Source organism: Polynucleobacter sp. AM-25C3 (genome assembly GCF_018882335.1).
Lineage (GTDB): Bacteria > Pseudomonadota > Gammaproteobacteria > Burkholderiales > Burkholderiaceae > Polynucleobacter.
The window spans coordinates 128,019-150,890 of the sequence record NZ_JACVOS010000004.1; the positions used below are offsets into that span (position 1 = coordinate 128,019).

The 22,872-nt window shown below is 46.6% G+C and carries 29 protein-coding genes; 17 read left to right on the forward strand and 12 right to left on the reverse strand.

The features are described 5' to 3' along the window. Positions 1-44 precede the first annotated feature (44 nt). The 3 genes from ICN12_RS03935 to ICN12_RS03945 are packed head-to-tail and all read left to right on the forward strand — an operon-like array spanning position 45 to position 1,983. Entirely contained in the window at positions 45-869 is an 825-nt protein-coding gene (locus ICN12_RS03935) for an ABC transporter substrate-binding protein (protein ID WP_216270730.1), read from the forward strand. A gap of 5 nt (positions 870-874) precedes the next feature. Beyond that, complete coding sequence (locus ICN12_RS03940; RefSeq protein WP_216270732.1) at positions 875-1,750, forward strand: ABC transporter substrate-binding protein; 876 nt, start codon at positions 875-877, stop codon at positions 1,748-1,750. Positions 1,751-1,758: 8 nt separating this feature from the next. After that, complete coding sequence (locus ICN12_RS03945; protein WP_216270733.1) at positions 1,759-1,983, forward strand: TOBE domain-containing protein; 225 nt, start codon at positions 1,759-1,761, stop codon at positions 1,981-1,983. A 61-nt stretch (positions 1,984-2,044) separates the two neighbouring features. On the opposite strand, the gene ICN12_RS03950 is transcribed toward ICN12_RS03945, so the two are convergent. Next, a protein-coding gene (locus ICN12_RS03950) for an IS3 family transposase (RefSeq protein ID WP_216270734.1) occupies positions 2,045-3,405 on the reverse strand; the annotation gives its coding sequence in 2 pieces (ribosomal slippage) (positions 2,045-2,946 and positions 2,946-3,405; 1,362 coding nt in all). A gap of 111 nt (positions 3,406-3,516) precedes the next feature. After that, a complete protein-coding gene (locus ICN12_RS03955; RefSeq protein ID WP_255537685.1) occupies positions 3,517-4,098 on the reverse strand; it encodes a hypothetical protein in 582 nt (193 codons plus the stop codon). Between the two features lie 145 nt (positions 4,099-4,243). On the opposite strand from ICN12_RS03955, the gene ICN12_RS03960 reads away from it, so the two are divergent. The 5 genes from ICN12_RS03960 (at position 4,244) to selD (ending at position 9,014) form a co-directional block, all read left to right on the forward strand. Next, a complete protein-coding gene (locus ICN12_RS03960) occupies positions 4,244-4,699 on the forward strand; it encodes a GNAT family N-acetyltransferase (protein WP_255537686.1) in 456 nt (151 codons plus the stop codon). Between the two features lie 20 nt (positions 4,700-4,719). Further along, positions 4,720-5,139: a YbgC/FadM family acyl-CoA thioesterase gene (locus ICN12_RS03965; RefSeq protein WP_216270735.1), complete on the forward strand. Its 420-nt coding sequence runs from the start codon at positions 4,720-4,722 to the stop codon at positions 5,137-5,139. A 104-nt stretch (positions 5,140-5,243) separates the two neighbouring features. After that, positions 5,244-6,524, forward strand: a complete 1,281-nt coding sequence (locus tag ICN12_RS03970; protein WP_216270737.1) for a DEAD/DEAH box helicase — start codon at positions 5,244-5,246, stop codon at positions 6,522-6,524. A gap of 48 nt (positions 6,525-6,572) precedes the next feature. Then, complete coding sequence (locus ICN12_RS03975; RefSeq protein WP_216270739.1) at positions 6,573-7,934, forward strand: FAD-dependent oxidoreductase; 1,362 nt, start codon at positions 6,573-6,575, stop codon at positions 7,932-7,934. A gap of 18 nt (positions 7,935-7,952) precedes the next feature. After that, the gene (gene selD / locus ICN12_RS03980) at positions 7,953-9,014 is read left to right on the forward strand and encodes a selenide, water dikinase SelD (protein ID WP_216270741.1); all 1,062 of its coding nucleotides are present in this window, start codon (positions 7,953-7,955) and stop codon (positions 9,012-9,014) included. On the opposite strand, the gene mmsB is transcribed toward selD, so the two are convergent. Next, a complete protein-coding gene (gene mmsB, locus ICN12_RS03985; protein WP_216270743.1) occupies positions 9,011-9,892 on the reverse strand; it encodes a 3-hydroxyisobutyrate dehydrogenase in 882 nt (293 codons plus the stop codon). The genes selD and mmsB overlap by 4 nt on opposite strands. A gap of 84 nt (positions 9,893-9,976) precedes the next feature. Here mmsB and ICN12_RS03990 point away from each other — a divergent pair, with 84 nt between their 5' ends. Then, a complete protein-coding gene (locus ICN12_RS03990) occupies positions 9,977-10,270 on the forward strand; it encodes a DUF1330 domain-containing protein (RefSeq protein ID WP_216270745.1) in 294 nt (97 codons plus the stop codon). 54 nt (positions 10,271-10,324) lie between these two features. Here ICN12_RS03990 and ICN12_RS03995 read toward each other — a convergent pair whose 3' ends face one another. Beyond that, positions 10,325-10,513, reverse strand: coding sequence for an Hc1-related histone H1-like protein (locus tag ICN12_RS03995; RefSeq protein ID WP_015421310.1), 189 nt, complete (start codon positions 10,511-10,513; stop codon positions 10,325-10,327). A gap of 358 nt (positions 10,514-10,871) precedes the next feature. On the opposite strand from ICN12_RS03995, the gene ICN12_RS04000 reads away from it, so the two are divergent. Both ICN12_RS04000 and ICN12_RS04005 read left to right on the forward strand, forming a co-directional pair. Next, positions 10,872-11,057, forward strand: coding sequence for a hypothetical protein (locus ICN12_RS04000; RefSeq protein WP_216270747.1), 186 nt, complete (start codon positions 10,872-10,874; stop codon positions 11,055-11,057). Further along, positions 11,047-11,283, forward strand: a complete 237-nt coding sequence (locus tag ICN12_RS04005) for a TIGR02450 family Trp-rich protein (RefSeq protein WP_216270749.1) — start codon at positions 11,047-11,049, stop codon at positions 11,281-11,283. The genes ICN12_RS04000 and ICN12_RS04005 overlap by 11 nt, the downstream gene beginning before the upstream one ends. Before the next feature lie 54 nt (positions 11,284-11,337). Here the strand turns inward: ICN12_RS04005 and ICN12_RS04010 are convergent, their stop codons facing one another. After that, on the reverse strand, positions 11,338-11,862 hold the full coding sequence (locus tag ICN12_RS04010; protein WP_216270751.1) for a hypothetical protein: 525 nt from the start codon (positions 11,860-11,862) through the stop codon (positions 11,338-11,340). Between the two features lie 116 nt (positions 11,863-11,978). Between ICN12_RS04010 and ICN12_RS04015 the strand changes: the two genes are divergently transcribed. Further along, on the forward strand, positions 11,979-12,368 hold the full coding sequence (locus tag ICN12_RS04015) for a group II truncated hemoglobin (RefSeq protein ID WP_216270753.1): 390 nt from the start codon (positions 11,979-11,981) through the stop codon (positions 12,366-12,368). A 27-nt stretch (positions 12,369-12,395) separates the two neighbouring features. Here ICN12_RS04015 and ICN12_RS04020 read toward each other — a convergent pair whose 3' ends face one another. From ICN12_RS04020 to ICN12_RS04030, 3 genes are read right to left on the reverse strand one after another with little or no spacing between them, the layout of a single operon-like run. Continuing rightward, positions 12,396-13,613, reverse strand: coding sequence for a BaiN/RdsA family NAD(P)/FAD-dependent oxidoreductase (locus tag ICN12_RS04020; protein WP_216270755.1), 1,218 nt, complete (start codon positions 13,611-13,613; stop codon positions 12,396-12,398). Between the two features lie 3 nt (positions 13,614-13,616). Continuing rightward, positions 13,617-14,132: a hypothetical protein gene (locus ICN12_RS04025; protein WP_216270757.1), complete on the reverse strand. Its 516-nt coding sequence runs from the start codon at positions 14,130-14,132 to the stop codon at positions 13,617-13,619. 43 nt (positions 14,133-14,175) lie between these two features. Further along, the gene (locus ICN12_RS04030) at positions 14,176-15,033 is read right to left on the reverse strand and encodes an LOG family protein (protein WP_216270759.1); all 858 of its coding nucleotides are present in this window, start codon (positions 15,031-15,033) and stop codon (positions 14,176-14,178) included. A gap of 196 nt (positions 15,034-15,229) precedes the next feature. Here ICN12_RS04030 and ICN12_RS04035 point away from each other — a divergent pair, with 196 nt between their 5' ends. Then, positions 15,230-15,418 carry a hypothetical protein gene (locus ICN12_RS04035; RefSeq protein WP_216270762.1) on the forward strand — a complete coding sequence of 63 codons (189 nt, stop codon included), beginning with the start codon at positions 15,230-15,232 and terminating at the stop codon, positions 15,416-15,418. A gap of 65 nt (positions 15,419-15,483) precedes the next feature. Further along, positions 15,484-16,221, forward strand: a complete 738-nt coding sequence (locus ICN12_RS04040) for an ABC transporter substrate-binding protein (protein WP_216270763.1) — start codon at positions 15,484-15,486, stop codon at positions 16,219-16,221. A 3-nt stretch (positions 16,222-16,224) separates the two neighbouring features. On the opposite strand, the gene ICN12_RS04045 is transcribed toward ICN12_RS04040, so the two are convergent. Continuing rightward, positions 16,225-17,640 carry an MBL fold metallo-hydrolase RNA specificity domain-containing protein gene (locus tag ICN12_RS04045; RefSeq protein WP_216270891.1) on the reverse strand — a complete coding sequence of 472 codons (1,416 nt, stop codon included), beginning with the start codon at positions 17,638-17,640 and terminating at the stop codon, positions 16,225-16,227. Positions 17,641-17,702: 62 nt separating this feature from the next. Between ICN12_RS04045 and ICN12_RS04050 the strand changes: the two genes are divergently transcribed. Both ICN12_RS04050 and ICN12_RS04055 read left to right on the forward strand, forming a co-directional pair. Next, positions 17,703-18,584 carry an NAD(P)H-hydrate dehydratase gene (locus ICN12_RS04050; protein WP_216270765.1) on the forward strand — a complete coding sequence of 294 codons (882 nt, stop codon included), beginning with the start codon at positions 17,703-17,705 and terminating at the stop codon, positions 18,582-18,584. A gap of 6 nt (positions 18,585-18,590) precedes the next feature. Then, on the forward strand, positions 18,591-19,571 hold the full coding sequence (locus ICN12_RS04055) for a DMT family transporter (RefSeq protein ID WP_216270767.1): 981 nt from the start codon (positions 18,591-18,593) through the stop codon (positions 19,569-19,571). An 11-nt stretch (positions 19,572-19,582) separates the two neighbouring features. On the opposite strand, the gene ICN12_RS04060 is transcribed toward ICN12_RS04055, so the two are convergent. After that, positions 19,583-19,858 carry a protein tyrosine phosphatase gene (locus ICN12_RS04060; RefSeq protein WP_216270769.1) on the reverse strand — a complete coding sequence of 92 codons (276 nt, stop codon included), beginning with the start codon at positions 19,856-19,858 and terminating at the stop codon, positions 19,583-19,585. Positions 19,859-19,938: 80 nt separating this feature from the next. Between ICN12_RS04060 and ICN12_RS04065 the strand changes: the two genes are divergently transcribed. After that, positions 19,939-20,589, forward strand: coding sequence for an FABP family protein (locus tag ICN12_RS04065; protein ID WP_216270770.1), 651 nt, complete (start codon positions 19,939-19,941; stop codon positions 20,587-20,589). Between the two features lie 33 nt (positions 20,590-20,622). Here the strand turns inward: ICN12_RS04065 and ICN12_RS04070 are convergent, their stop codons facing one another. Beyond that, positions 20,623-21,771, reverse strand: coding sequence for an aminotransferase class V-fold PLP-dependent enzyme (locus ICN12_RS04070; RefSeq protein WP_216270772.1), 1,149 nt, complete (start codon positions 21,769-21,771; stop codon positions 20,623-20,625). A 104-nt stretch (positions 21,772-21,875) separates the two neighbouring features. Beyond that, complete coding sequence (locus tag ICN12_RS04075; RefSeq protein ID WP_216270775.1) at positions 21,876-22,784, reverse strand: DMT family transporter; 909 nt, start codon at positions 22,782-22,784, stop codon at positions 21,876-21,878. Between the last annotated feature and the right edge of the window lie 88 nt (positions 22,785-22,872).

Here is a 22,872-nt window from a genome sequence, read left to right on the forward strand (position 1 = left end):
ATATGACAGATCTTAACCGAACATCCTTAAGGAACCGAACTCCAATGAAATTCTCATTTAACCGAATTCTGGCTACTGCCATTACTGCACTTGCTTTATTAGGCAACGCAGCATTTGCCCAAGAGAAAAGTATTGTGCTTTCATCCACTACTTCTACAGAGCAATCTGGTCTTTTTGGATTTATCCTGCCGATCTTTAAAATGAAAACCGGCATTGAAGTGAAAGTGGTTGCCGTTGGAACTGGTCAAGCATTAGACATTGGTCGACGTGGCGATGCTGATGTTGTGTTCGTACATGACAAACCTGCAGAAGAAAAGTTTGTCAGCGAAGGTTATGCAACAAAACGCATTGAAGTGATGTACAACGACTTCGTATTGATTGGACCAAAATCTGATCCAGCAAAAATTGCAGGCGGAAAAGATATTAAGACAGCATTTCAGAAGATTGCTACTGCTCAAGCACCATTCGTATCTCGTGGCGATAAAAGCGGTACACATGCAGCGGAGTTGCGTTACTGGAAAGACTCTGGTGTAGCGGTTGCCCCTACCCTCACCTGGTACAAAGAAACTGGCTCAGGTATGGGTCCAGCCTTAAATACCGCATCAGCAATGAATGGTTACATCTTGGCCGATCGCGCTACCTGGCTTTCTTTTAAGAACCGTGGTGATTTAGTAATCTTGGTTCAGGGCGACCCAAAACTATTTAACCAATATGGCGTCATGTTAGTTAATCCAGCTAAGTTTCCTCACGTGAAGAAAGCTGAAGGCCAAGAATTTATCGATTGGATTACTTCCAAGAATGGTCAAGACGTCATTGCTAGCTATCAAATCGGTGGCGAGCAACTCTTCTTCCCGAATGCCAAGAAATAATAGACATGAAAAATCCCCATCTATTAATCAGCGCACTACTCACCACTTTATTAATGGGGCTTGGGATGCAAACATCGACAGGGCAATCCAATCCCCCAAAAATAGAGGCTACTTATGGGCAAGGCGCCAAGAGCTTTAGATTGGCAACTGGCAGTCCAGGTGAATTAGGCTTGCTACAACAACTTGGCGAAGCCTTTGACAAAAAGGAAGGTGCTCGGCTGGTGTGGATTAAAGCTGGTAGTGGCGCCTCCCTCCACTTGCTAAAAGCACAACAGGTTGACATGATCATGGTGCATGCACCCGATGGCGTGAACAAAGCCATTGCTGAAGGATGGGGAACGGGTAGAACGCTCATTGGCTCTAACGAGTTTTATATTGTTGGCCCAAAAGCGGATGCAGCAAAAATCAAATCCGCTAGTAGTGGTGCAGATGCTTATGCAAAGATTGCTAAGGCACAGGCAAACTTCATCTCCCGGGGCGACAAATCTGGCACACACCAAAAAGAAATGGATATCTGGAAAAAAGCGGGGATTACGCCCGAGGGAAGTTGGTACATCGTGACCAATGACTTTATGACTGCCTCCCTCAAGAGGGCAAATGCCGATAAAGCCTACTTTATGACAGACAGCAGCACTTGGGTGGCGGAGAAAAATGTTGCTCCTGACTTGCAGATCCTATATCGCGGTGACCCTTACCTAGTTAATACCTACGACGCCTTGGTGGCTCCGGTAGGCGCAACTGAAAACCGAGATATCGCTGCGAAGCTCATTCAATTTGTAGCATCCGATGAAGGCCAAACCATTATTCGCAATTTTGGCAAGGCTCAGTACAAAGAAGCCCTCTACAATGACGCTGTTTATGCCAAACAATACGTCCACTAGGAGAAATCATGGAACTTAAAGTCAAACTCAGCGCCCGCAATACCCTTAGCGGCAAAGTTGTTGAACTCAAAATGGGTCAAACTACTTCCCATGTGAAATTAGATATTGGTGGCGGTCATATCGTCACCGCATCCATCACCAATGAAGCGGTGGATGAACTTCAACTCAAAGTAGGCGACCAAGCTTGGGCCGTAGTGAAAGCTTCTGACGTTATGATTGCCAAAGACGCTTAATCTTTACCTACCATGCAAAAGGCCCGCATTTGAACTGACCCACAAAAGTTGGACAGTTTGATTAGGTTAGCACGAGGGATTGAGTTCGGTATTGCACTGGGCTCAATCCCTTTAGTTTTTGTTTGATTCGATCATGGTTGTAGTAGTGGATATATTCATGCAATCCCTTCTTAAATGATTCGATCGTCTCAAACTTCTCTCGGTAGAAGAACTCGGTCTTCATAATCCCAAACCAGTTTTCCATAACCGCGTTATCCAAGCAATTCCCTTTTCTAGACATGCTTTGAGTAACACCTTGCTTGTGTAGGGCCTGTTGATAAAGCCCCATTTGGTATTGCCAGCCTTGATCGGAGTGCAGCATGGGCCTGTCGGTCTGCTTGAGTTTCTTAAAGGCTTTAGTCAGCATGGCGCTCACCATGCTGATCTGTGGACGATCTGTGATCGTATAAGAGATGATCTCTTGGTTATAAAGGTCTAGGATGGGAGATAAGTAAACTCGCTCGCCCTTGATATTGAACTCGGTGACATCGGTGACCCACTTCTGATTGGGTGCCTTGGCTACAAAGTTGCGCTCTAATAGGTTGGGGGTAGCTTTACCGATGGCACCCTTATATGACTGATAGCGCTTTGGTCTAACAAGGGACTTCAGTCCTAGTTGGCCCATCAGCTTTTGTACAGTCTTGGGATTGAGGTAGTACTGTTGATTGCTCAGCTCTAAATGGATTCGTCGATAGCCATAGCGGCCTTTGTGGTGATGGTAGATTGCTTGGATCTGCGCCTTAACTGCAAGATGGGGCTCGGCCTGCTGAGCAAGCTGCGCATGGTAGTAGTAAACACTTCTGGCCATCTTGGCCACAGCTAAGATGAGCTGTAAAGGGTATTGCCGCCTTAACTCAGTGATTACTTGGACTTGTTCTTGCTTGCCAAGTACTTTTGCTGGGCTAAGGCCTCGAGCTTTTTTAGGTAATCAGTCTCCACCCGACGGTACTCAAGCTCTTGCATGAGCTCCTCGGGAGTCATCTGGGTTACGGGCTTGTTGGTGGGGACAAACGATTTAAAGGATTTTGACATGGATGGCCGTCCCTTGGGTTTGGGTTCTAGGGCTGTAATACCACCTTCATTGTAGAGGCGTCGCCAGCGACTGATTGTGCTGGGTGCTGGGATATTAAAGTGGGATGCCGCTTGATTGATCGAGAGTTGGTGTTGCTCCATATGCTGCAAGACGGAGAGCTTGAAGGTGCCTGAGTACTTGGCATGACCCTTCACAAAACTCTTTTGACCATGGGCCTTAAAGGCATGAACCCATTTGCGAACATAGGCGTATTTAACGCCATACTGATCTGCAACAGTTTTAAAACCACCGTTGCCAGATAAATAATGCTGAATAACTACTAGCTTGAACTCTTTGCTGTATTTGGACATGAGACTGACCCCCTTGAGTTGGATTTAGTGTCCAACTTTTGTGGGTCAGTTCAATTGCGGGCCTTTTTTATTGTTTCAGTACTGAGTCATACTGAATTGAGTATTTAATACTTACTTCTTAGGTGTTACGAAACCAATTGCTGTGTCGTCAACGAATTCAACCATGACGTCATCGCCAGCCTTGAATTTCTCAAGACCTAAAACGCTTTGATCCACTTTAACTTTTTGCTTCTCGCCTGATGGCAAAGTAAATGTCACAACACGAGTCTTTGCATCGATCGTGCTGATCTTCACGGTTGCATAAACAGTGTCGGTAGTTTCTTCAAAAGGCTTAGCAGAACCTTTACCAGAGATCACAACAGAGCGAACACCTGAAACACCTGGTTTTGCATCTTTAGGTGCAGAAACTAAACCAACCGCAATCGCTTGAGCATGCTCAACAACAAACACGTCACCCTTCTTTACTTTATCCAAATCATTTACTTGCTTGGATACATTCATTTGAGCCAAATTACCATTCGCATCTTTCAACACAACAATGCGCTTCTTTACGTCCACTGAATCAACAGTAGCAGTCAATACAACTGCTTCGGCTGCCAAAGGCAACATTTTTGCTGGTGCTTGAGCGAATACTGAACCTGCAACAACTAAACCGAGTGAGGCAACTAATGTAGCCAATAAAGATTTCTTCAAAATAACTCCTAGATAAAGGTTTGTAAGGGGGTACCGAACTGCCAGCACTACCAATTCATTTTAACCATGAAGCGGCTTACTTATAACCCGTAGAGCTAATATCTAAACCCCAAAAAGACGCCATTTGTTACATTGGAGGCTGTATATGCTGAGCCCACCCCTTCTATCGATGAATATGATGATATTGATTAAACCCTGGCAAGATGCCCAAAAAGAGGCCTACCCCATCCGAAAGCGTGTTTTTATCGAAGAGCAAGGGGTTCCAGAGGCAATGGAGCTCGATGAATTCGATCCCATCGCTCACCATGCCCTTGCCTACATCGACTCGCACTGTGTTGGCACGGCTCGCCTAGTCACGCTAACCGGGAATCGGGCAAGGCTTGGGCGTATGGCAGTATTGCCAGCCCATCGAAGATGCGGTGTTGGCAGGCAACTACTTGGCGCTTTGCTTGAGCTTGGCAAATCCCAAGGTATCACTCAATTTGAATTACACGCCCAGCTATCAGCCATGCCGTTTTACGAGCAATCTGGGTTTATCGCCCACGGCGATATTTATGACGAAGCAGGAATGGCACATCGCGATATGATCTTATCCATCTAATAGACACTCAATCCACCATCATGACCCAAACAGCCAATCCACCATTCCTCATTCGCGTTTGCTACTCGGATACCGATGCGGCTGGATTCGTATATCACGCCCGCTATTTGGAGATCTTTGAGCGAAGCCGTTCAGAGTGGCTTCAGCAAAGGGGATTAAGTCCTAGCAAACTAATTAATGAGTTTGGGATTTTGCTGCCGGTTCGCGAAATCACCATGAACTTTCATAGGCCGGGTCGCCTAGATGACCTATTGAGCATCGACCAGATCATTGAATATCGTGGTCGCACCCAAATTGCAGTGAAGCAAACTGCTAAACGCATAGTCGAAGGTGTTGAGCCAGAGCTTATTGCCAGCGCCCTACTTCACATTGTTTGTGTTGATACCACCACCCTCAAACCCAAGGGCCTGCCTGATTGGCTATTTACTGAGAGCCAATAGCTTAAAATAGGGACTCTTTCTGCAAACACCTCAAGTGTGGCAGCTCACCCCATTGGCCGGGATAGTCGTTTAATTGAATACGGGCCAATATTTATTTGGTCCCTATGTTATTTACAGATCTTGGTTTATCAGAACCCATTCTTCGCGCTATTAGCGAGGAAGGCTATACCAGCCCCACCCCCATCCAAGCAAAATCTATCCCCGCAGTATTAAAGGGTGGTGATTTACTTGCTGCAGCTCAAACCGGTACCGGCAAAACTGCTGGCTTTACTCTACCGATTCTGCAGCGTTTAACAAGTACAGCCAAGGCTGGCGGAAAGCGCCAGCTGCGTGTGTTGATTTTGACTCCCACCCGTGAATTGGCTGCTCAAGTTCAAGAATCCGTTGTCACTTACGGAAAATATACTGGCCTCAAATCCACTGTGATTTTTGGCGGTGTCGGCGCTAACCCGCAAATCAAAGCGATTGCTGCAGGACTCGATATCTTGGTGGCAACACCTGGTCGCTTACTTGATCTCATGTCGCAAAATTGCGTCTCCCTCGCCAATATTGAAATCCTCGTGCTTGATGAAGCTGATCGCATGTTGGATATGGGCTTCTTGCGTGACATCAAAAAGATTTTGGCAGCCTTACCAAAGCAGCGTCAGAACTTACTATTTTCAGCCACCTTCTCAACAGAGATCAAGGCTTTGGCTGATAGCTTGCTGAACTCTCCAGCGCTAATTGAAGTGGCTCGCAGCAATAGCGCTAATGAAGCAATTGCTCAGTTGATCCACCCTGTAGACAGAACTCAGAAACATCCTTTATTAGCACATCTAATTAAATCCAATCAGTGGCAGCAAGTACTGGTGTTTACTCGCACCAAACATGGCGCCAATAAATTGGTAACGCAGTTGGAGAAAGATGGCATTACCGCTATGGCCATTCATGGCAATAAGAGCCAGAGTGCTCGCACTAAAGCACTGGCAGACTTTAAAGATGGAAAAATTACTGTCTTAGTTGCTACTGATATTGCAGCGCGCGGCATCGATATTGATCAACTCCCCCATGTCGTGAACTATGACTTACCCAACGTATCTGAAGACTACGTGCATCGTATTGGTCGTACTGGTAGAGCAGGTTCAAACGGGGTCGCAGTATCTTTAGTCTGCGTTGATGAACATCAAATGCTCAGGGATATTGAAAAACTCATCAAGCAAAAACTGCCCCAAGAAGTGATTGCTGGATTTGAGCCAGATCCCAATGCAGTAGCGCAACCAATCCAACTGAGAAGCCAACAACATCAGCAATCCAGAAAGCCTCGCCCAGCGGGTGGCGGCAGTAGTGGCGGTGGCAAGCCTGCCGCTAAGCGTAGCAGCCCTCCCAAACGTAGTTTTGGAAGATAACTCTATTTTTAAAATGCATTAGGCGAATAAACACTTCAGGCTATCTATATGAAAATTAATCGTCGTAAATTTATTAGCACTTCTGCTCTGCTGGGTGCAAGCGCTTATCTCACGGGATGCTCAAGCGCACAACCAGACCAGGCATCCAAAATTGCTACACCTTTCTTTATTGGGAATCCTCAAAAAGTATTAATGCCAAAAGGCAAAGCGCCACGCATTGTGGTGGCTGGTGGTGGTTGGGGTGGCACTGTTGCCGCTAAGTATTTACGGAAAATGTCGCCTCAAGCTGAAGTAGTCCTGCTAGAGCGAAATCCCGTTTTCTTTTCATGTCCTATTAGCAATAAATGGCTAGTGGATATGGTCGACACCAATTTCTTAATCCAGGATTATTTACAGGTATCACAGAAATATGGATACCAGTTCATTCAATGCGAAATTCTGAACGTAGATCGCGACTCTAGAAATGTTATTACCAGCCAAGGGTCTATCGAATATGACTACCTTGTCATTGCACCCGGCATTCGCTACAACTATGAAGCGTGGTTTGGTGACGACCGCGAAGCAGCTAGCGCAACTAAAGCACGCTTTCCGGCAGCCTACATTCCCAACAGCGAACACTTCAACTTAAAGCGCGCCCTTCATAGCTTCAAGGGTGGCGACTGGGTCATGACTCTTCCTCCTCCACCGCAACGTTGTCCGCCATCTCCTTATGAGAGAGCCTGCATGATCGCCTGGTATTTCAAAACCAATAAGATCAAAGCAAAAGTGACTATCTTGGATCACAAGGATGATGTTCGCCCTATCGGACCAGGCTTTAAGCAGGCCTTTAGGGAGCTTTATAAAGACTACATCGAGTATGTGCCTAATGCCCATATTCAAAAGGTTGATCCCTTTAATAAGCGCATACAAACCGCCGCTGGAGATATGAAGTTTGACCATGCGATATTGATGGCACCTCACCAAGCTGGTGACTTGGTTTGGAAAGCCGATGGAATTGGAACTAATGCGGTTGGCAAGCCATCTGGCTGGGCTGATGTTGATAACAAAATGCTGACCTTGAAAAAAGATGATCGCGTTTATGTCATTGGAGATGCCGTAGGTATTGTTTCCCCACAATTTCTCTTTTACCCAAAGAGTGGCCATATCGCCAATCGTCACGGAAAGATTGTTGCGGCCTACATTAGCGAGCGTTTAGCAGGCAGAGATCCAAAAGTTAGTCTGCCTGACAATCTTTGCTACATGATGGTTAACGGAAGCCCTAAAGAAGCTATTAATGTCCAGTTTGACTATAAGATTAACCCTCAAGGCATCATTGAGCAGACTCAAATTGACTTTAATAATCGGACCCCTGAATTTGTTGCTGAGAACTTCAAGTGGGCTGGGTTAATGTATGACGATATGTTTGGATAATCTTACTTAAGCACTTTTATGACCGATATAAGCATTCAAGAACCCCGCCTTACCTCCCTCTCGCACGGTGGAGGCTGTGGCTGCAAGATTGCCCCAGGCGTACTTTCAGAGATCCTGAAAAGCGTTCCGCAATTACCTTTTCCAAAAGAGCTCTTGATCGGCATTGAAACTTCAGATGATGCTGCTGTGTATCAAATTAATGAGTCTCAGGCGATTGTTGCAACAACTGATTTTTTCATGCCCATCGTTGATGATCCATTTGATTTTGGAATGATTGCGGCCACGAATGCCATCAGCGATATTTACGCCATGGGTGGCACTCCACTATTTGCTTTAGCACTTGTTGGTATGCCTATCAAAGTACTTTCCAATGCAACGATTGCACGCATTCTTGAAGGTGGTGCAGAAGCTTGTAGATCCGCCGGCATTCCGATTGCCGGTGGTCACACGATTGATTCAGTCGAGCCTATTTATGGCTTGGTTGCTATTGGCATTGTTGACCCTAAGCGCGTGAAGAGTAACGCCGCCGCTAAAGCTGGAGATGTCCTCATCTTAGGAAAGCCGCTAGGCGTTGGTATCTTATCTGCTGCCCTCAAAAAAGATCTATTGGGTGATGCAGGTTATCAAGAGATGATTGCCAACACCACCAAGTTAAATTCTGCAGGGCCAGAGCTTGCAAAACTGTCTGGCGTACATGCACTGACAGACGTTACAGGGTTTGGCCTCGCAGGTCATACTTTGGAATTTGCACGCGGCTCAAAGCTCACTGCACAAATTCAATGGGATCAGGTTCCCCTACTCTCCAACGTTCAGAGTCTGGCCGATCAGGGTGTGATTACCGGTGCATCAGAACGAAATTGGCAAAGCTACGGCAAAGATGTTTGTTTGCCAGAGCAATTTAGTCCTGCACAACAAGCGCTGCTGACTGATCCCCAAACTAGTGGTGGGCTATTAGTATCTTGTAGCCCAGATGCAGTTGAGAATGTTCTGGAGATCTTCAAGCAACATCAATTTTTAGATGCCTGCGTCATTGGACAAATGACCGGCAAACAGGATCAGTATCTAACGGTCTTGCTTTAATCTACTTTTAAATTAAAGACACTCGAAAAATCGAGTGATCCGTTACCGGCTTTACTATGCGCCTCATAAAGCTTGCGGGATAACTCTCCCAAGGGAACGCTCGCATCTAAGTCTCCGGCATTCTCTGTCGCTAGAGATAGATCCTTCAACATCAGATCTACTCCAAAGCCACTCACATACCCTTTTGTGGATGGCACATTCTCCATCACTCCAGGACAAGGGTTGTAGAGCTCCAAGACCCAGTTGCGGCCGGAGCTCTTAGACATCATGTCTGAAAGTACTTTAGGGTCCATGCCATTAGCCATACCCAAACGCAATGCCTCACTCGTCCCAAGCATTTGAATGCCTAGCAACATGTTGTTGCATACCTTCACAGTTTGCCCACTTCCACTAGGGCCAGCATGAAAAATATTCTTACCCATTTTCTCTAGCAATGGTCGAGCTTGGTCGACATCCACAGAATCTCCACCAACCATAAAGGTCAAGGTTCCAGCTTGTGCTCCGGCAGTTCCACCAGAAACCGGGGCATCGATCATGGCAAAGCCCTTGGCTTTTGCCGTAGCAGCCACAGCCTGCGAGACCTTGGGAGAAATCGTTGAGCAATCCACTAGCAAAGACTTTGGATTGGCTGTAGCCAGAATGCCAGAGTCACCCAGATATAAAGCCTCCACATGTCGAGACGCCGGGAGCATGCTGATGATGACATCCGCATCAATGGCAGCCTCTGATGCGCTACCTACAGAAATGCCTCCAGCCGCCTTAAATACATCAAGCTGGGACTGAACCAAGTCAAAGCCATGAACCTGGTGACCCGCCTGAATTAAATTCAGGGCCATAGGCAAACCCATATTGCCCAAACCTAAAAATGCGACCTTCATATGCGCCCCATCCGAGATAGTGAAGTTTTAATATCTCACTATAGCCTGCTTATAAACTAGCGAGGTAAATTGCCGGGAGATGTGATGACTATTAAAGTAATTGGCCTGATTCATCTAAATGATCCTAAGGCTTTTGAGGAATACCGCGGTCAAGTTGGGGATACGGTAGCGCTATATGAAGGAAAAATTGCTGCCCGAGGCACATTCAATACATTTCTCTGGAATGAATTGGAGTGTGGACCCTTTAGCGCATTTGTGGAGCTGGAGTTTCCGGATCTAGAGCGCTCACAGTCATGGGCCAATAGTCCGGAGTATCAAAGCCTGTTGGCAATTCGTAGCAAGGCCATGAAACTGACTTTGTTTTCCGTCTCCATCTAAAAAATAAAGCCCAGCTCCTTGTGGGAGCCAGGCTTGATTACGGGGTGCAAAGAATTACTTCTTAGCTTCCATCGCTTCTTTAGTAGCGGTGATTTCTTTGCGACGCTCTTTGCATGCACCAGCAATTTCTTGCAAAGCTTTACGAGCGCGAGCTGCAGAGGCTTTAACGCCCTTTTCAATGAACTTTTCGTTTTCTGCTTTGTAAGTTTCGAAAGCAGCCAACAATGTATCGTGTTGTGACATCTTGTCTCCTAGATTTCTGATCAATGGTTGAGTACTAAGCTCAGAATTAGTATATCCCCATAAAAACCAGAGGATTTCAAGGGTGGCATCAGGGATAACTCTTAGGGCTTTGGCGCTAAAGCTGAATAAAGCCCCAAGGCAGATTTGAGAAATACCGCAAAAACTACCCTTAAACCACTGTTTTTCTTCACTTTTAAGGCCATTATGAGCAGTTGGGTGGCATAAGGACGGTATTCTTAGTTTTGTGAAAACCCTCCTAATCTCCCTATCCATTTCAGTACTCCTGGCCATTACAGGCTGCGAGCGAGAAACCTATACCACCTGGTCGTGTACGGATGGTGCCGGATCAAAATCTCCCATGATTCTCAAAAAAGCACAGATGCAGTTATTAGATCGTCAATACGATTACTGTGGAAGTCTTGGTCCTCAAAGCTATTTTGATTTGAAGTGCCCAGCTCAAACCCAAGATGCTAGCAATGTCTTTACACCTAGCTCGGGCAAACTCATTAGCAACGCAAAAGAATTTCAGTGCAATGCCCTCTAAAGATCAAAACCCCCTCAATCCAAAAAAGCTTCTGCTTAGCAAATGGACTGCAGTAAAGCCGACTCACAAACAGAAGCACTTTCTAGTGAGCAAGATCATTCTTCCGGAATTACCGGAAGGCGCAATTGAGTTTGTAGAGTTGGAAGCCGTCTTTAATAAGGCTGTGCGAACTATTCCCTGGCGCGACTTAAAGAATTCAGCAATCTGGCTTCAGGGCTGGGTATAAAAAAGCCGCCTAGTACATAGGCGGCTTTCACTGCTTGCTCTAAATGGCGGTAACTTATTTGGTCTTCTTTGTATCGGAAGACTTTCTAAGATGCTCTTCAATATTTTTTTCTGCAGCATCAGCTACTTGATTCACAATTTTTCGACCCTCTTTAAACATTTTTTGACCGGCCGTGGACATGTCATGAACTACCTTGGATAGCTTATCAGCATGGCCTGGAAGTTTGTCTTCCACACCTTCAAGCCAGCTTACTAAGGAGCTGCGAACTTTTTCTAAATGTTTTTCAGTTCCATCGGCCGCATCATCGCCAATGTCCTTCAGAACAGACTTCACTTTTTTCTGATAAACAGTGGCACGTTTTGCAGCTTCTTTGGTGGCTGATTCTTGTAACTCTTTGAGTTTAGCGAGGTCATTTTTTGCTGCTGACTTAGCACTCTCCATGGCATTTTTCATGCCCCACTGAATTTCAGCAAGATGGTGCTCGCTAAGATCTTTAGCGGCATCTAATAATTTATGGGAATAGGCAAATAACTCCTTCGCCTTTTCATGCTGCCATGCTTGAATGTCTTTCTTATCCATTACATCTCTCCCTTAGTTAAATGAGCGTGTTGAGCGATTAAAAAACCTACTCTTCTACTCTATACCCAAATCCCAGCCTTGCCAATTCCCCGCTCTTTTAGCATTAAAATTTGAGCATGAGCGAAAGAAAAAACCCTTACGAGATTATTGGTGGCGCCGAGAAGGTTGAGCAGTTGGTCGATCGTTTCTACGATTTAATGGCGCTGGAGGAACCCTTTGCGGATTTGCGCGCCATGCATGCTCAAGACCTTTCAGGCTCTAGAGATAAGCTCAAGCTCTTTTTAACGGGATGGCTAGGAGGTCCTGATGTCTACTCTCCTAAGTATGGGCACCCCATGCTACGCGCCAGACACTTACCCTTCAAGATAGGCCTTAAAGAGCGCAATCAATGGCTAGCATGCATGTATCGGGCGATGGAAGACTGTGGCATTGACGGCCAGATTGGCGCTCAGCTAGAAGAGTCTTTTTTCAATACCGCTGACTGGATGAGAAACCAACCAAACTAAGAAGCTTGATTAGCTCTAGGAAGCTAGCTAGACAGAGTGAGCGCAGGCAAATCCACTAGCCCAAGCCCACTGGAAGTTGTGGCCACCAAGATGCCCAGTGACGTCCACACACTCACCAATGAAATACAGCCCAGGATGATTGCGAGCCATCATGGTTTGGCCATCAAGCTCTTTGGTATCTACGCCACCCAACATCACTTCGGCCTTTTTCCAACCCAAGGTTCCCGCTGGCTTCACTGACCAATTGGTAATTAGCTCTTTAAGAGCTTGGCGATCTTTTTTAGACACCTCAGCCCATTTTTTTCCCAATAGGTTCTTTTGCTCTGCAAATGCTTTTGCTAAACGCAAAGGCATTACTGAGTTCAGAATATTTTCGGTCAACTTAAGGCGATTTTCTTCGTTATTGAAAAGCTCATCACAACTAAAGCGACCATTGGCTTCAACCGCACCAAGCCAATCAATATGAATGGCTTCACCCTCAGTCCAATAGCTACTGGCCTGCAATACTGCTGGCCCTGATAGACCTTTGTGGGTTAATAGCAAATCCTCATTAAAACGGCAGGCGCCGTAGCGATTGCCTTTGGATCCAGCAGCAATGCGGACCGGCAAGCTTAAGCCAGACAATTCAATCAGATTATCAAACTCACCAGAAGTAAATGAGAGCGGCACCAATGCAGGACGCGGGTCTATGACCTTCAAATCAAATTGCTTGGCGACATCCAATGAGTAAGCCGTTGCACCAATTGCAGGAACGGGCAAGCCGCCCGTTGCCATCACCAGCGATTTGCAGCGGTCGGTACCGACATTGGTTTTAACAATCCACTCTCCCGCTGTATTGGCGATCGACTCGACTGTGACAGGATGTCGAATATCCACATTGCCTTTGGCGCACTCTCCAAGCAGCATCTCAATAATCTGCTTAGCAGAATCATCGCAAAACAATTGGCCCTGGTGTTTCTCGTGGTAAGCAATGCGATAAGACTGAACCAGCTTAATAAATTCTTTTGAGGGATAGCGCGCTAAGGCGCTCTTTACAAAATGGGGATTGAGAGAGAGAAAGTTTGCTGGGCTGCTATGTATATTGGTGAAATTACATCTGCCGCCACCACTAATTCGAATTTTTTCACACAAGACATCAGCGTGGTCAAGCGCTAAGACTTTTTTGCCTAGCTGACCAGCAACGCCAGCGCAAAAGAGTCCAGCCGCCCCACCACCGATGATGATGACATCCCACACTTTACTCATCGTTTATTTAAAGCGCTCAATGACTTCAGTCGGCAGTTTCAGTTTTTGCATATGCAAACGGGTATAGGCTTGGCGGAAATTCTTAGTCATTGAAATCATGACGGAAGCTGTCCACGCAAAAGCAAACATCCCTGAAAAAGCAATGATGATGGCTAGCATCTTCCAGCCACTTGGTAAGACATCCTCCATAAAACCCATCGCGGTATAGGTGCTGCCACTAAATAAGATGCTCTGACCTAAATCTGGCAAGAGATTAAATGCTCGCAGAGAAATGCCCCAAAGAATAATTTCAAAGATGTGGGTGAGAAATAAACACAGCACACTAATATAAAACACCAAAGCGACTGAGGAATATTTATGTTCTGATAAATACAAAAATGATTTCACCTCATAGCGCTTGGCAATTTGGAGCAAAACAACGCCGTGCACAAGCATCACGACCAGGAGCATGGCAATGCCAAATAAATAGGCTGGTAAGTCCAGTTCAGTAGTCAGTGTTACGGTATGCGGAATAGTCATATTGGTCTTTACCTCTATTTTACAGATCGGATGTCCAAGTCGATCATGTCAATTGATACCAGTCTCGAATGACTGTCCAGGCTTCTTCGGCCGTTTCTACAAAGTGAATTAAGCCCATATCAGCCTGCTCGATTACGCCATGCTCAAGCATTTTTTTGAAATTGATGACTTCACACCAAAAATCCTGCCCCACTAAGACAATCGGAAAACGCACCACCTTTTTAGTCTGCATTAAAGTCAGCACTTCAAAGAGCTCATCAAAAGATCCGAAACCACCAGGGTATGCAACGATCGCCCTCGCCCTGAGCATGAAATGCATTTTACGAATTGCAAAATAATGAAAGCGAAAACTCAGTCCCGGCGTTAAGTAGGGATTGGGATGTTGCTCTCTGGGCAAGCTGATATTAAATCCAATCGACTTGTCTCCCGCCTCAAATGCGCCTCTATTCACCGCCTCCATAATTCCGGGGCCGCCGCCAGTAGCAACGTAAAGCTTGTTTTGATCTTCCGTTTGAGTATCGTTGTAGCGCGCTACGATTGCGCCAAACTCCCTTGCAGAGTCATAGTACTTGGAGTGGAGCAAGGCTCTTTTAGCCTCCGCGATCGCTTGCGGTGTTTTTGCAAGCCGCTCCATCTCTTGAGCTTTCTCAGAGCTGACAAATCGGGTCGAACCAAAGACTGTAATGGTGTGCTCAATGCCCTGCTCATGCAGCAGAATTTCTGGCTTCAATAACTCCAATTGAAAGCGCAAACCTAAAGTTTCCCGGCGGACTAAAAAGGCTTCATCCTCAAAGGCAAACTTGTAGGAATCCGCAGAATTATCTTCGGCCATGTGATTCTTATGGAGATTCAGAAAGTCAGTGATAGTTTGGGAATTATTTACGGGGAGTTTTGGACTCATATCTCAACCTTTAAAAATAGCCTATCTACGATCTTGAGTGTTTTCGGCAAATCAAGCAAGCTCAGGGATACAGCATCAGAATCAGTATTACTACCTAGAATATTGCATAAATTTGAGATCTAGGGCTTATTCGGATTTACCGCTAGCGCTTCAGGCGTTAATATTGAGAGATATTAACCAAACTGAAGGAAAAGCAATGAGCAATCGCGCAATCATCATCATGGTACTAGTATTAGTTGGTGCCACAGCCTATTTACTCCTCAAAGGCGACGGCGACATTGATATGGGCGGCGAGAAGCATGGTTCTGAAGCAGCTCACATGGAAGAAGCTAAGAAAGATGCTCCTGCAGCTCCAGTTGCACCAGCAGCCGATGCTAAGAAATAATCTCTTCTAGAGAAAAATAAGCCGCGGTTCGCCGCGGTTTTTTTATAACTTTTTTCTGCTTACCAATGAACTCTTTAGACTATTCCACACTTAACTCTTTCGCTCCAACTGGCATCTTGCGTGTTGGCATTAATTTAGGAAACCCTCTCTTAGCCGGTTTAGATAAAAAGACCGGAGAACCTAAAGGCATCACAGTAGATATTGCTAATCACATTGCAAGCGGTCTGAGTCTACCCATTGCATTTACTTGCTATCAAATGGCAGGCGCAACTGTTGAGGCCGTTAAATCCGGGGATGTAGATTTAGTGTTTGTTGCAATCGATCCTGTTCGCGGAGCTGACATCAGTTACACGCCCGCCTATATACAGATCGAGGGCGCCTACATGGTGAAGGACTCTTCCCCGCTCACGCAGAATGAAGAAGTGGATGCAGTAGGCAATGAAATTGTCGTTGGCAAAGGCAGTGCTTATGACCTTTATCTAACGCGTGAGATTAAACAAGCAAGCCTACTGCGCTCAGCAAACTCGCAAGCAGTTGTAGACGACTTTATGTCAGGAACTGGAAACGTTGCTGCGGGCGTTAAACAGCAACTGGAAAGTGATGCACAACGCTACGATGGTTTACGCATGCTTCCTGGTCGATTCATGGTGATCAATCAGGCAATTGGCACCCCTAAGGCGCGTAGCAATTTTGAAAAAACAACTGCTTATCTCAGTAGCGTAATTCAAGAACTAAAAACTTCTGGATTCGTTGCAGACTCAATGCAGCGTCACGATGTTCAGGGCGCCAAAGTAGCCGAGTAAATCCTAGCAAGAATAGGTATGCAAGCGCTCTGGAATGATGACATTCTTCCACTCAAGCTCTTCACGGATAGCCTGCGCAAAGACAGCGGAGGCCTCGGGCTCTCCATGAACCACAAAAACTGATTTAGGCTGTGATTTAAAACCTCGCAGCCAATCCAACAGACCTACTTGATCGGCATGGGCAGAGAGTCCGCCGATTGTATGGATCGAAGCCCTCACTGGAACCTCTTCACCAAAAAGGCGTACTTTTGCTGCCTTGTCCACCAGACGACGACCTAAGCTACCATAGGCCTGAAACCCAGTAATCACAATAGCATTTTGTGCGCGTGGCAAATTATTTTTCAGATGATGCACGATGCGACCTGCATCACACATACCACTGGCAGAAATAATAATGGCGCCACCCTTAATTTTATTCAGCGCCTTAGATTCCTCTACATCAGCAATAAATCGTAGATCCACTGCACCGGGGTTATTTTTGAACCATTCAAAAGTAGATTGAGATTCCCTGTCTAGTTGCGCAAAGTAGCGTTGAGTTAAATGCGTGGCTGCTGTTGCCATGGGGGAGTCAACCCAAATACTGAGACGGGGCAATAAATTGCGTTTCACCAGATCAATGAGTAGGAATAAAATTTCTTGGGTACGCCCCACAGCAAAGGCGGGGATCACAATATTTCCATGGGCATTCAAGGTGTTTGTCACCACCTCAATTAATTCAGACTCCGTATCCGCTAAATTTTTATGTAAGCGGTCACCATAAGTAGACTCTACAACCACTATATCTGCCTGAGAAATCATTGTGGGATCAGGCATCAACAACTTTCCCTTCATGCCAATGTCGCCAGAGAAAACACAGCGCTTTTTCTTGGAGTGGTCTTCAGTGATATCCATTACGGCAATCGCAGACCCTAAAATATGTCCCGCATTCTCAAACTGTAGATCAACACCCTTGCAAAGTTCTAAGCATTTTCCATAAGCAAGAACTTCACACTGCCCAAGCGCAAGCTCAGCTTCTTCCATGGAGTACAGTGCGACCGGCAGCTCCCCTCGCCATTTGCCCGCTTTTTGCCTACGCTCCGCACGCTCAACATCAGAGCGTTGTAAATGCGCGCTATCGGGTAGCATGATTTTTAACAACTCAAATGTGGCGTCGGTGCAATAGATGGGTCCAGTAAAACCTTGGGCGCACAGCCGTGGCAATAGACCGCTATGGTCAATGTGAGCATGCGTCAATACGACAAAATCAATTTCCTTGGGCGAAAAAGGCAAGGGCTCCAGATTTTTTGCTGTGGCCTCACGCCCACCCTGGAACATCCCAAAGTCAATCATGAATCTGATATTACGGCCGCCAACAGGGGCTTCTACGGAATGCCTTGATCCCGTCACCTCACCTGCCGCCCCAAGAAATTGTATTTTCATCATCACAGAATACTCCCGATAAAATCCCTTGTTAAGACACTCTTTAGAGCGATACTATTCCCATGACCAGCCCCGCCAAACTGCAAGCCCTCGAGCTCATCACTCGTCTGAAGCGCGAATCCTCGGAGCACAAAGGAAATGCTGGCAAGGTCTTACTCATTGGCGGCGCCCCTGGAATGGCAGGAGCCCTGATGTTGGCAGGTAGCGCCTCTCTTCACCTAGGGGCTGGCTGGACTATCCTGGAGATGCTCGATCCAACGGCTGCTCATGCAATGCCAGAACAAGCTGAGTTGATGGTGCGCTTGGCCAGTTTTAACGCTCAAGAACAACTGGAATCGACCGCACCAGATTTAATTGCGATTGGCCCTGGCTTAGGTTTTTCTGCTCTTGCCCGCGATTGGCTGATAGCCGCACTGCGCTACCCAAAAGTGCCACTAGTAATTGATGCGGATGCTCTTAACTTAATTGCAGACACCCCCGAGTATCTAGCCTTACTAAAACAGCGTAATGAAACATTTCCCGGAATGAGTGTTCTCACTCCACACCCTGGCGAAGCTGCGAATCTCCTCAATACATCTGCGGCAGTTGTCCAAGAAAATCGCTTGGCTGCTTTGGCCGATCTCATCAAACTGACTGATTCAATTGTTGTGCTTAAAGGCCAACACACACTCATTGCCTCGCCCCTACATTCAGCAGTGCAATGTGAGCAAGGCAACCCCGGCATGGCTGTTGGCGGTATGGGTGATAGCTTAACTGGCAGCATTGCTGCGATCGCCGCCCAAGGCGTCCGCCACAACATTAATCTTTGGGAGGCTAGCTGCATCGGAGTACAACTACATGCCACTGCAGCAGATAGTCTTGTCGCCCAACAAATCGGCCCCATTGGACTTACTCCAACTGAGGTCATTTTAGAGATGAGAAGCCTGCTTAATAAGCTGTTATAAAACAGCATGCAATCAGCCAGCGGAATTCTTCTTCACCGCCGTTACGTATACGGCCTCTTCATGGCCGGCTTGGGCTCCGTGCTGTTTTCCGGAAAAGCCATTCTGGTCAAGCTCGCCTTTACCTATGGCGCCAATGCAGAGACCCTAATTGCCTTGCGGATGCTGATGGCGCTACCCCTCTTCTGGGGAATTTATTGGTGGCAAGCGCGCAAGCAAATAATGAGCCCACTGACATGGCGAGATCAAGTGAAGATCTTTGCCCTGGGCTTTATGGGCTATTTTCTTTCTAGCTACCTCGACTTTCTGGGACTTCAATATATTTCCGTGGGACTGGAGCGTATTGTTCTCTACCTCACTCCAACTATCGTTTTGTTGATCTCCTATTTTGTATTAAATAAATCCATCAGTCGTCTTCAATGGTATGCCCTGATTGTTGGCTATCTTGGCGTAATCGTGGTGTTTATTCAGGATGCAAGTTCGACAGGCTCGATGGCTGTGCTTGGCATGTTGCTCGTCTTTGCAAGTGCATGCTCATATGCCATCTACATGATTGGCTCTGGCGAAATGGTACGAAGAGTAGGTAGTGTGCGCTTGGTAGTCTATGCCAGCTCCGCATCTGCACTACTGAGCGTCATTCAAATTCTGATTTACGATCCTGCTGCTGTTTTTGTACAAGTACCGCAGATTTACTGGTTAAGCTTACTCAACGCAAGTCTATGCACCGTGATCCCAATGCTATTAATCATGATTGCGATTAATCGAATTGGCTCACCCTTAGTTGCTCAAGCCGGAATACTCGGCCCCGTCTCAACACTATTTATGGGTTGGATCGTATTGTCCGAACCGATTACCTGGATTCAGATTGGCGGAATGGGTTTGGTAATTGGGGCAATGTGGCTACTAGTGCGTAACGATGCACCTAACAAGCAAAAGGGGCCGGACTCCACAAAGTCCGTAGACCTTGAGGGATCCGACCCCCTGAATTAATGAGTTGAAATTTATTCCTGAGGAGCGGCTGGTGCTTGAGCTGCTTGAGCTACTTGCGCCTTCTTCTTGGCTTTTTTCTTGGCCTTTTTCTCTGCTTTTTTGTCTTTCTTAGACTTTTTCACGGCCTTCTTCGCAGCCTTATCTGGCTGGGCAGCAGGCGCTGCTGCTGGAGCAGCCGCTGGCGCACTAGCTGGGGCTGGGTCAGCAGCCATTACCGCAAGCGGAGACAAACCAATAGAAGCAGAAATGAGAGCGGCCAGGGTCAGTTTTGCAAAGCGAGTATTCATCAAAGACTCCAAAAGGTTTGTGGATGGTTTAATAATACTCAATAAATTGTCATAAATGCTTCATTTAACAAAGGTGCTCCATGAATCCATTTCCAAGCGATATCTATACAGAGCCTCAGGGATACTCCGTCAATACCCTAGAAAATCTTGGCCCCCTCTCTCGCCTAGCTGGCATCTGGGAAGGTCAGCGGGGCTTGGATATCAAGCCTAAAGCGGAAGGTCCAAAGAAGCAGGTCTATACCGAGCGGATTGAGATGCAGCCGATAGATCCTCAAACGAATGGGCCACAATTGTTTTATGGTTTGCGGTATCACCTGCACATCACCAAGCCCGATCAAGTGAAGACTTATCACGATCAAGTAGGTTATTGGCTTTGGGAGCCTGCTACCGGATTGATTGTGCATACGCTGACGATTCCGCGCGGCATGGTCACCATGGCAACAGGTAAAGCATCTGCAAGCGCAACGCAGTTTGAGTGTGTAGCCAAAATTGATGATCCAACGGCAGGCATTTCCTCCAGCCCATTTTTAGACTACGCCTTTAAAACCATTGAGTACCGAATCATGGTCACCATCCTAGAAGACGGCACCTGGTCTTATGAGCAAGATACGGTGATGATGATCAAAGGTCAGGATGAGCCCTTTCATCATCTCGATACCAATGTACTGACGAAAGTGGGTGAAGCCACACCCAATCCATTAGCGTTAGAGGCAATGAAAAAGCCGTCCTAAGACGGCCTTTTGTGGAACCTGAATTACTGCTTCTTAAGCTGGCTGCGCTTCAGTCTCAGTAATTTTTTCTAGAGCTGCTTCAAGATGACCCACAGTGCGATCAACATGGGCCAGCTTCTCCAAACCAAACAGACCGATGCGGAAGGTACGGAAATCTGGGCGCTCATCACACTGCAAAGGCACGCCAGCAGCGGTTTGCAAGCCAAGCGCAATAAACTTCTTACCTGACTGAATATCAGGATCCTTGGTATAACTCACTACTACGCCAGGAGACTGAAAACCTTTTGCTGAAACAGAGTGGTAGCCTTTGGATACCAATAAGGCGCGAACTTTATCACCTAATTCTTGTTGCTTTTCTTTAAGGGCAGCGAAACCTAAAGTCTGAGTTTCTTTCATGACATTGCGCAAGATCTTGAGTGCATCTGTTGGCATGGTGGTGTGATACACGTGACCACCCTTTTCATAGGCTTCCATAATTTGGAGCCATTTCTTGAGATCCATCGAGAAACTGCTGCTTTGAGTTGACTCAATGCGCTCGCGTGCTCTATCGCTCATAGCAATTAATGCGCAGCAAGGTGAACTGCTCCAACCTTTTTGTGGCGCAGTAATTAACACGTCAACATTGCAAGCTTTCATATCTACCCACATAGCACCCGAAGCGATGCAATCGAGCACAAACAAACCGTTGACTGAGCGCACTGCTTCACCAACAGCTTTGAGATAGTCATCCGGCAAAATAATGCCAGCTGAAGTTTCTACGTGAGGAGCAAAAACGACTGCTGGCTTTTCTTTCTTAATGAAAGCCACCACTTCTTCAATCGGCGCCGGGGCAAATACACCTTGCGCGGAATCTTCCAACTGCTTACCTTTGAGAACCGTAATGTCCTGAGTGATATTGGCCAGATCAAAAATCTGAGTCCAGCGATAACTAAACCAGCCATTGCGCAAGACGAGGCACTTTTCATTATTGGCAAATTGGCGAGCAACTGCCTCCATGCCAAAAGTACCGCTACCCGGAACGATCACCGCAGAGCTAGCGTTGTAAGCATCTTTGAGGACGCTAGAAATATCCACCATGACTTTTTTGAATTCTTCAGACATGTGGTTCAGCGAGCGGTCGGTATAGACAACCGAAAACTCTAATAGACCGTCTGGATCAACATTCGGGAGTAAGCCTGGCATAGTAATTTCCTAGTAAATCGTGTGATTAGCACTAAATCATACTGATTTAACGCTATTTACGTGCACGGCCACTTAAAACACACTTTTAAAGAGAATTGGATGGGTTAGTTGCGTTTCTGCGCTGTAGAGGAGACCAATATTCCGATCACAATGAGGGCGAAAGCGAGGCCATGAAAAAGCTGGGGCGGGTCTCCCAAAATAGCGGCTGAGAGTAAGGCGGTAAAAAGAGGAATCAGGTTGGCAAAAAATGCTGCCACGGTTGGCCCAGCACCATTGACCCCTAAACCCCAACAACGGTAGGCAATCAAGGACGGTCCGATTGCCACAAACAGGATTAATGACCCAGTCCAGTAATTGAGGTCAATAAAAGCGTATCCAGTAGCAATCTCCACGCCATCGAACAACATCGTCCACATAAAGCCAATCATGACCTGTGCCATTAAAAACTCTGCCCATGGCCATTCCCGCTCAGTACTCTGACCAGGACGACTAATCATCCAACTGTAAAAAGCCCACAGAATAGTGGCCAACATAATGAGTAAATCACCCATCACCACTTGCATGCTAAGCAAGCTGGCAGGATCGCCGCGCGTCAACACTACAGTGACACCCACCAAAGAAACAATTGCTCCCACGAGCTGAAGAAGCGTGGGTCTGACTTGATAAAAGGTGGCGCCAATGAAGAGCATCCAAATGGGCATACTCGCGCCGATCAGCGTGACATTAATTGCCGTCGATGTCTGCAAGGCAAGATATAGCAAGACGTTATAGCTACCCACCCCCAAAAGACCCAAGACTAGAAAGCGACCCTTGTTTTGCCAGAGGGCGCTACTGGGCTTAAAAACCCGCCATCCCAAAGGAAGCAAGATCAAGGCCGCTAGACCCCAACGAACAGCGCTTAAGGTGACCGGGGAAATGCTCCCAACCAACACACGCCCAGCTATTGCATTGCCAGCCCACAAGATAGTGGCTAGCGATAGATAAAAGATGGTTGACAGGGCTAAGTGGGGCATTAAGGATATTTAGGCTAATAAGTGAGGCTTTTAAGCCCCAAGAAGGGCTTTGCCTACGCATTGTAGAAACAAATGTCCGGTATTGCTA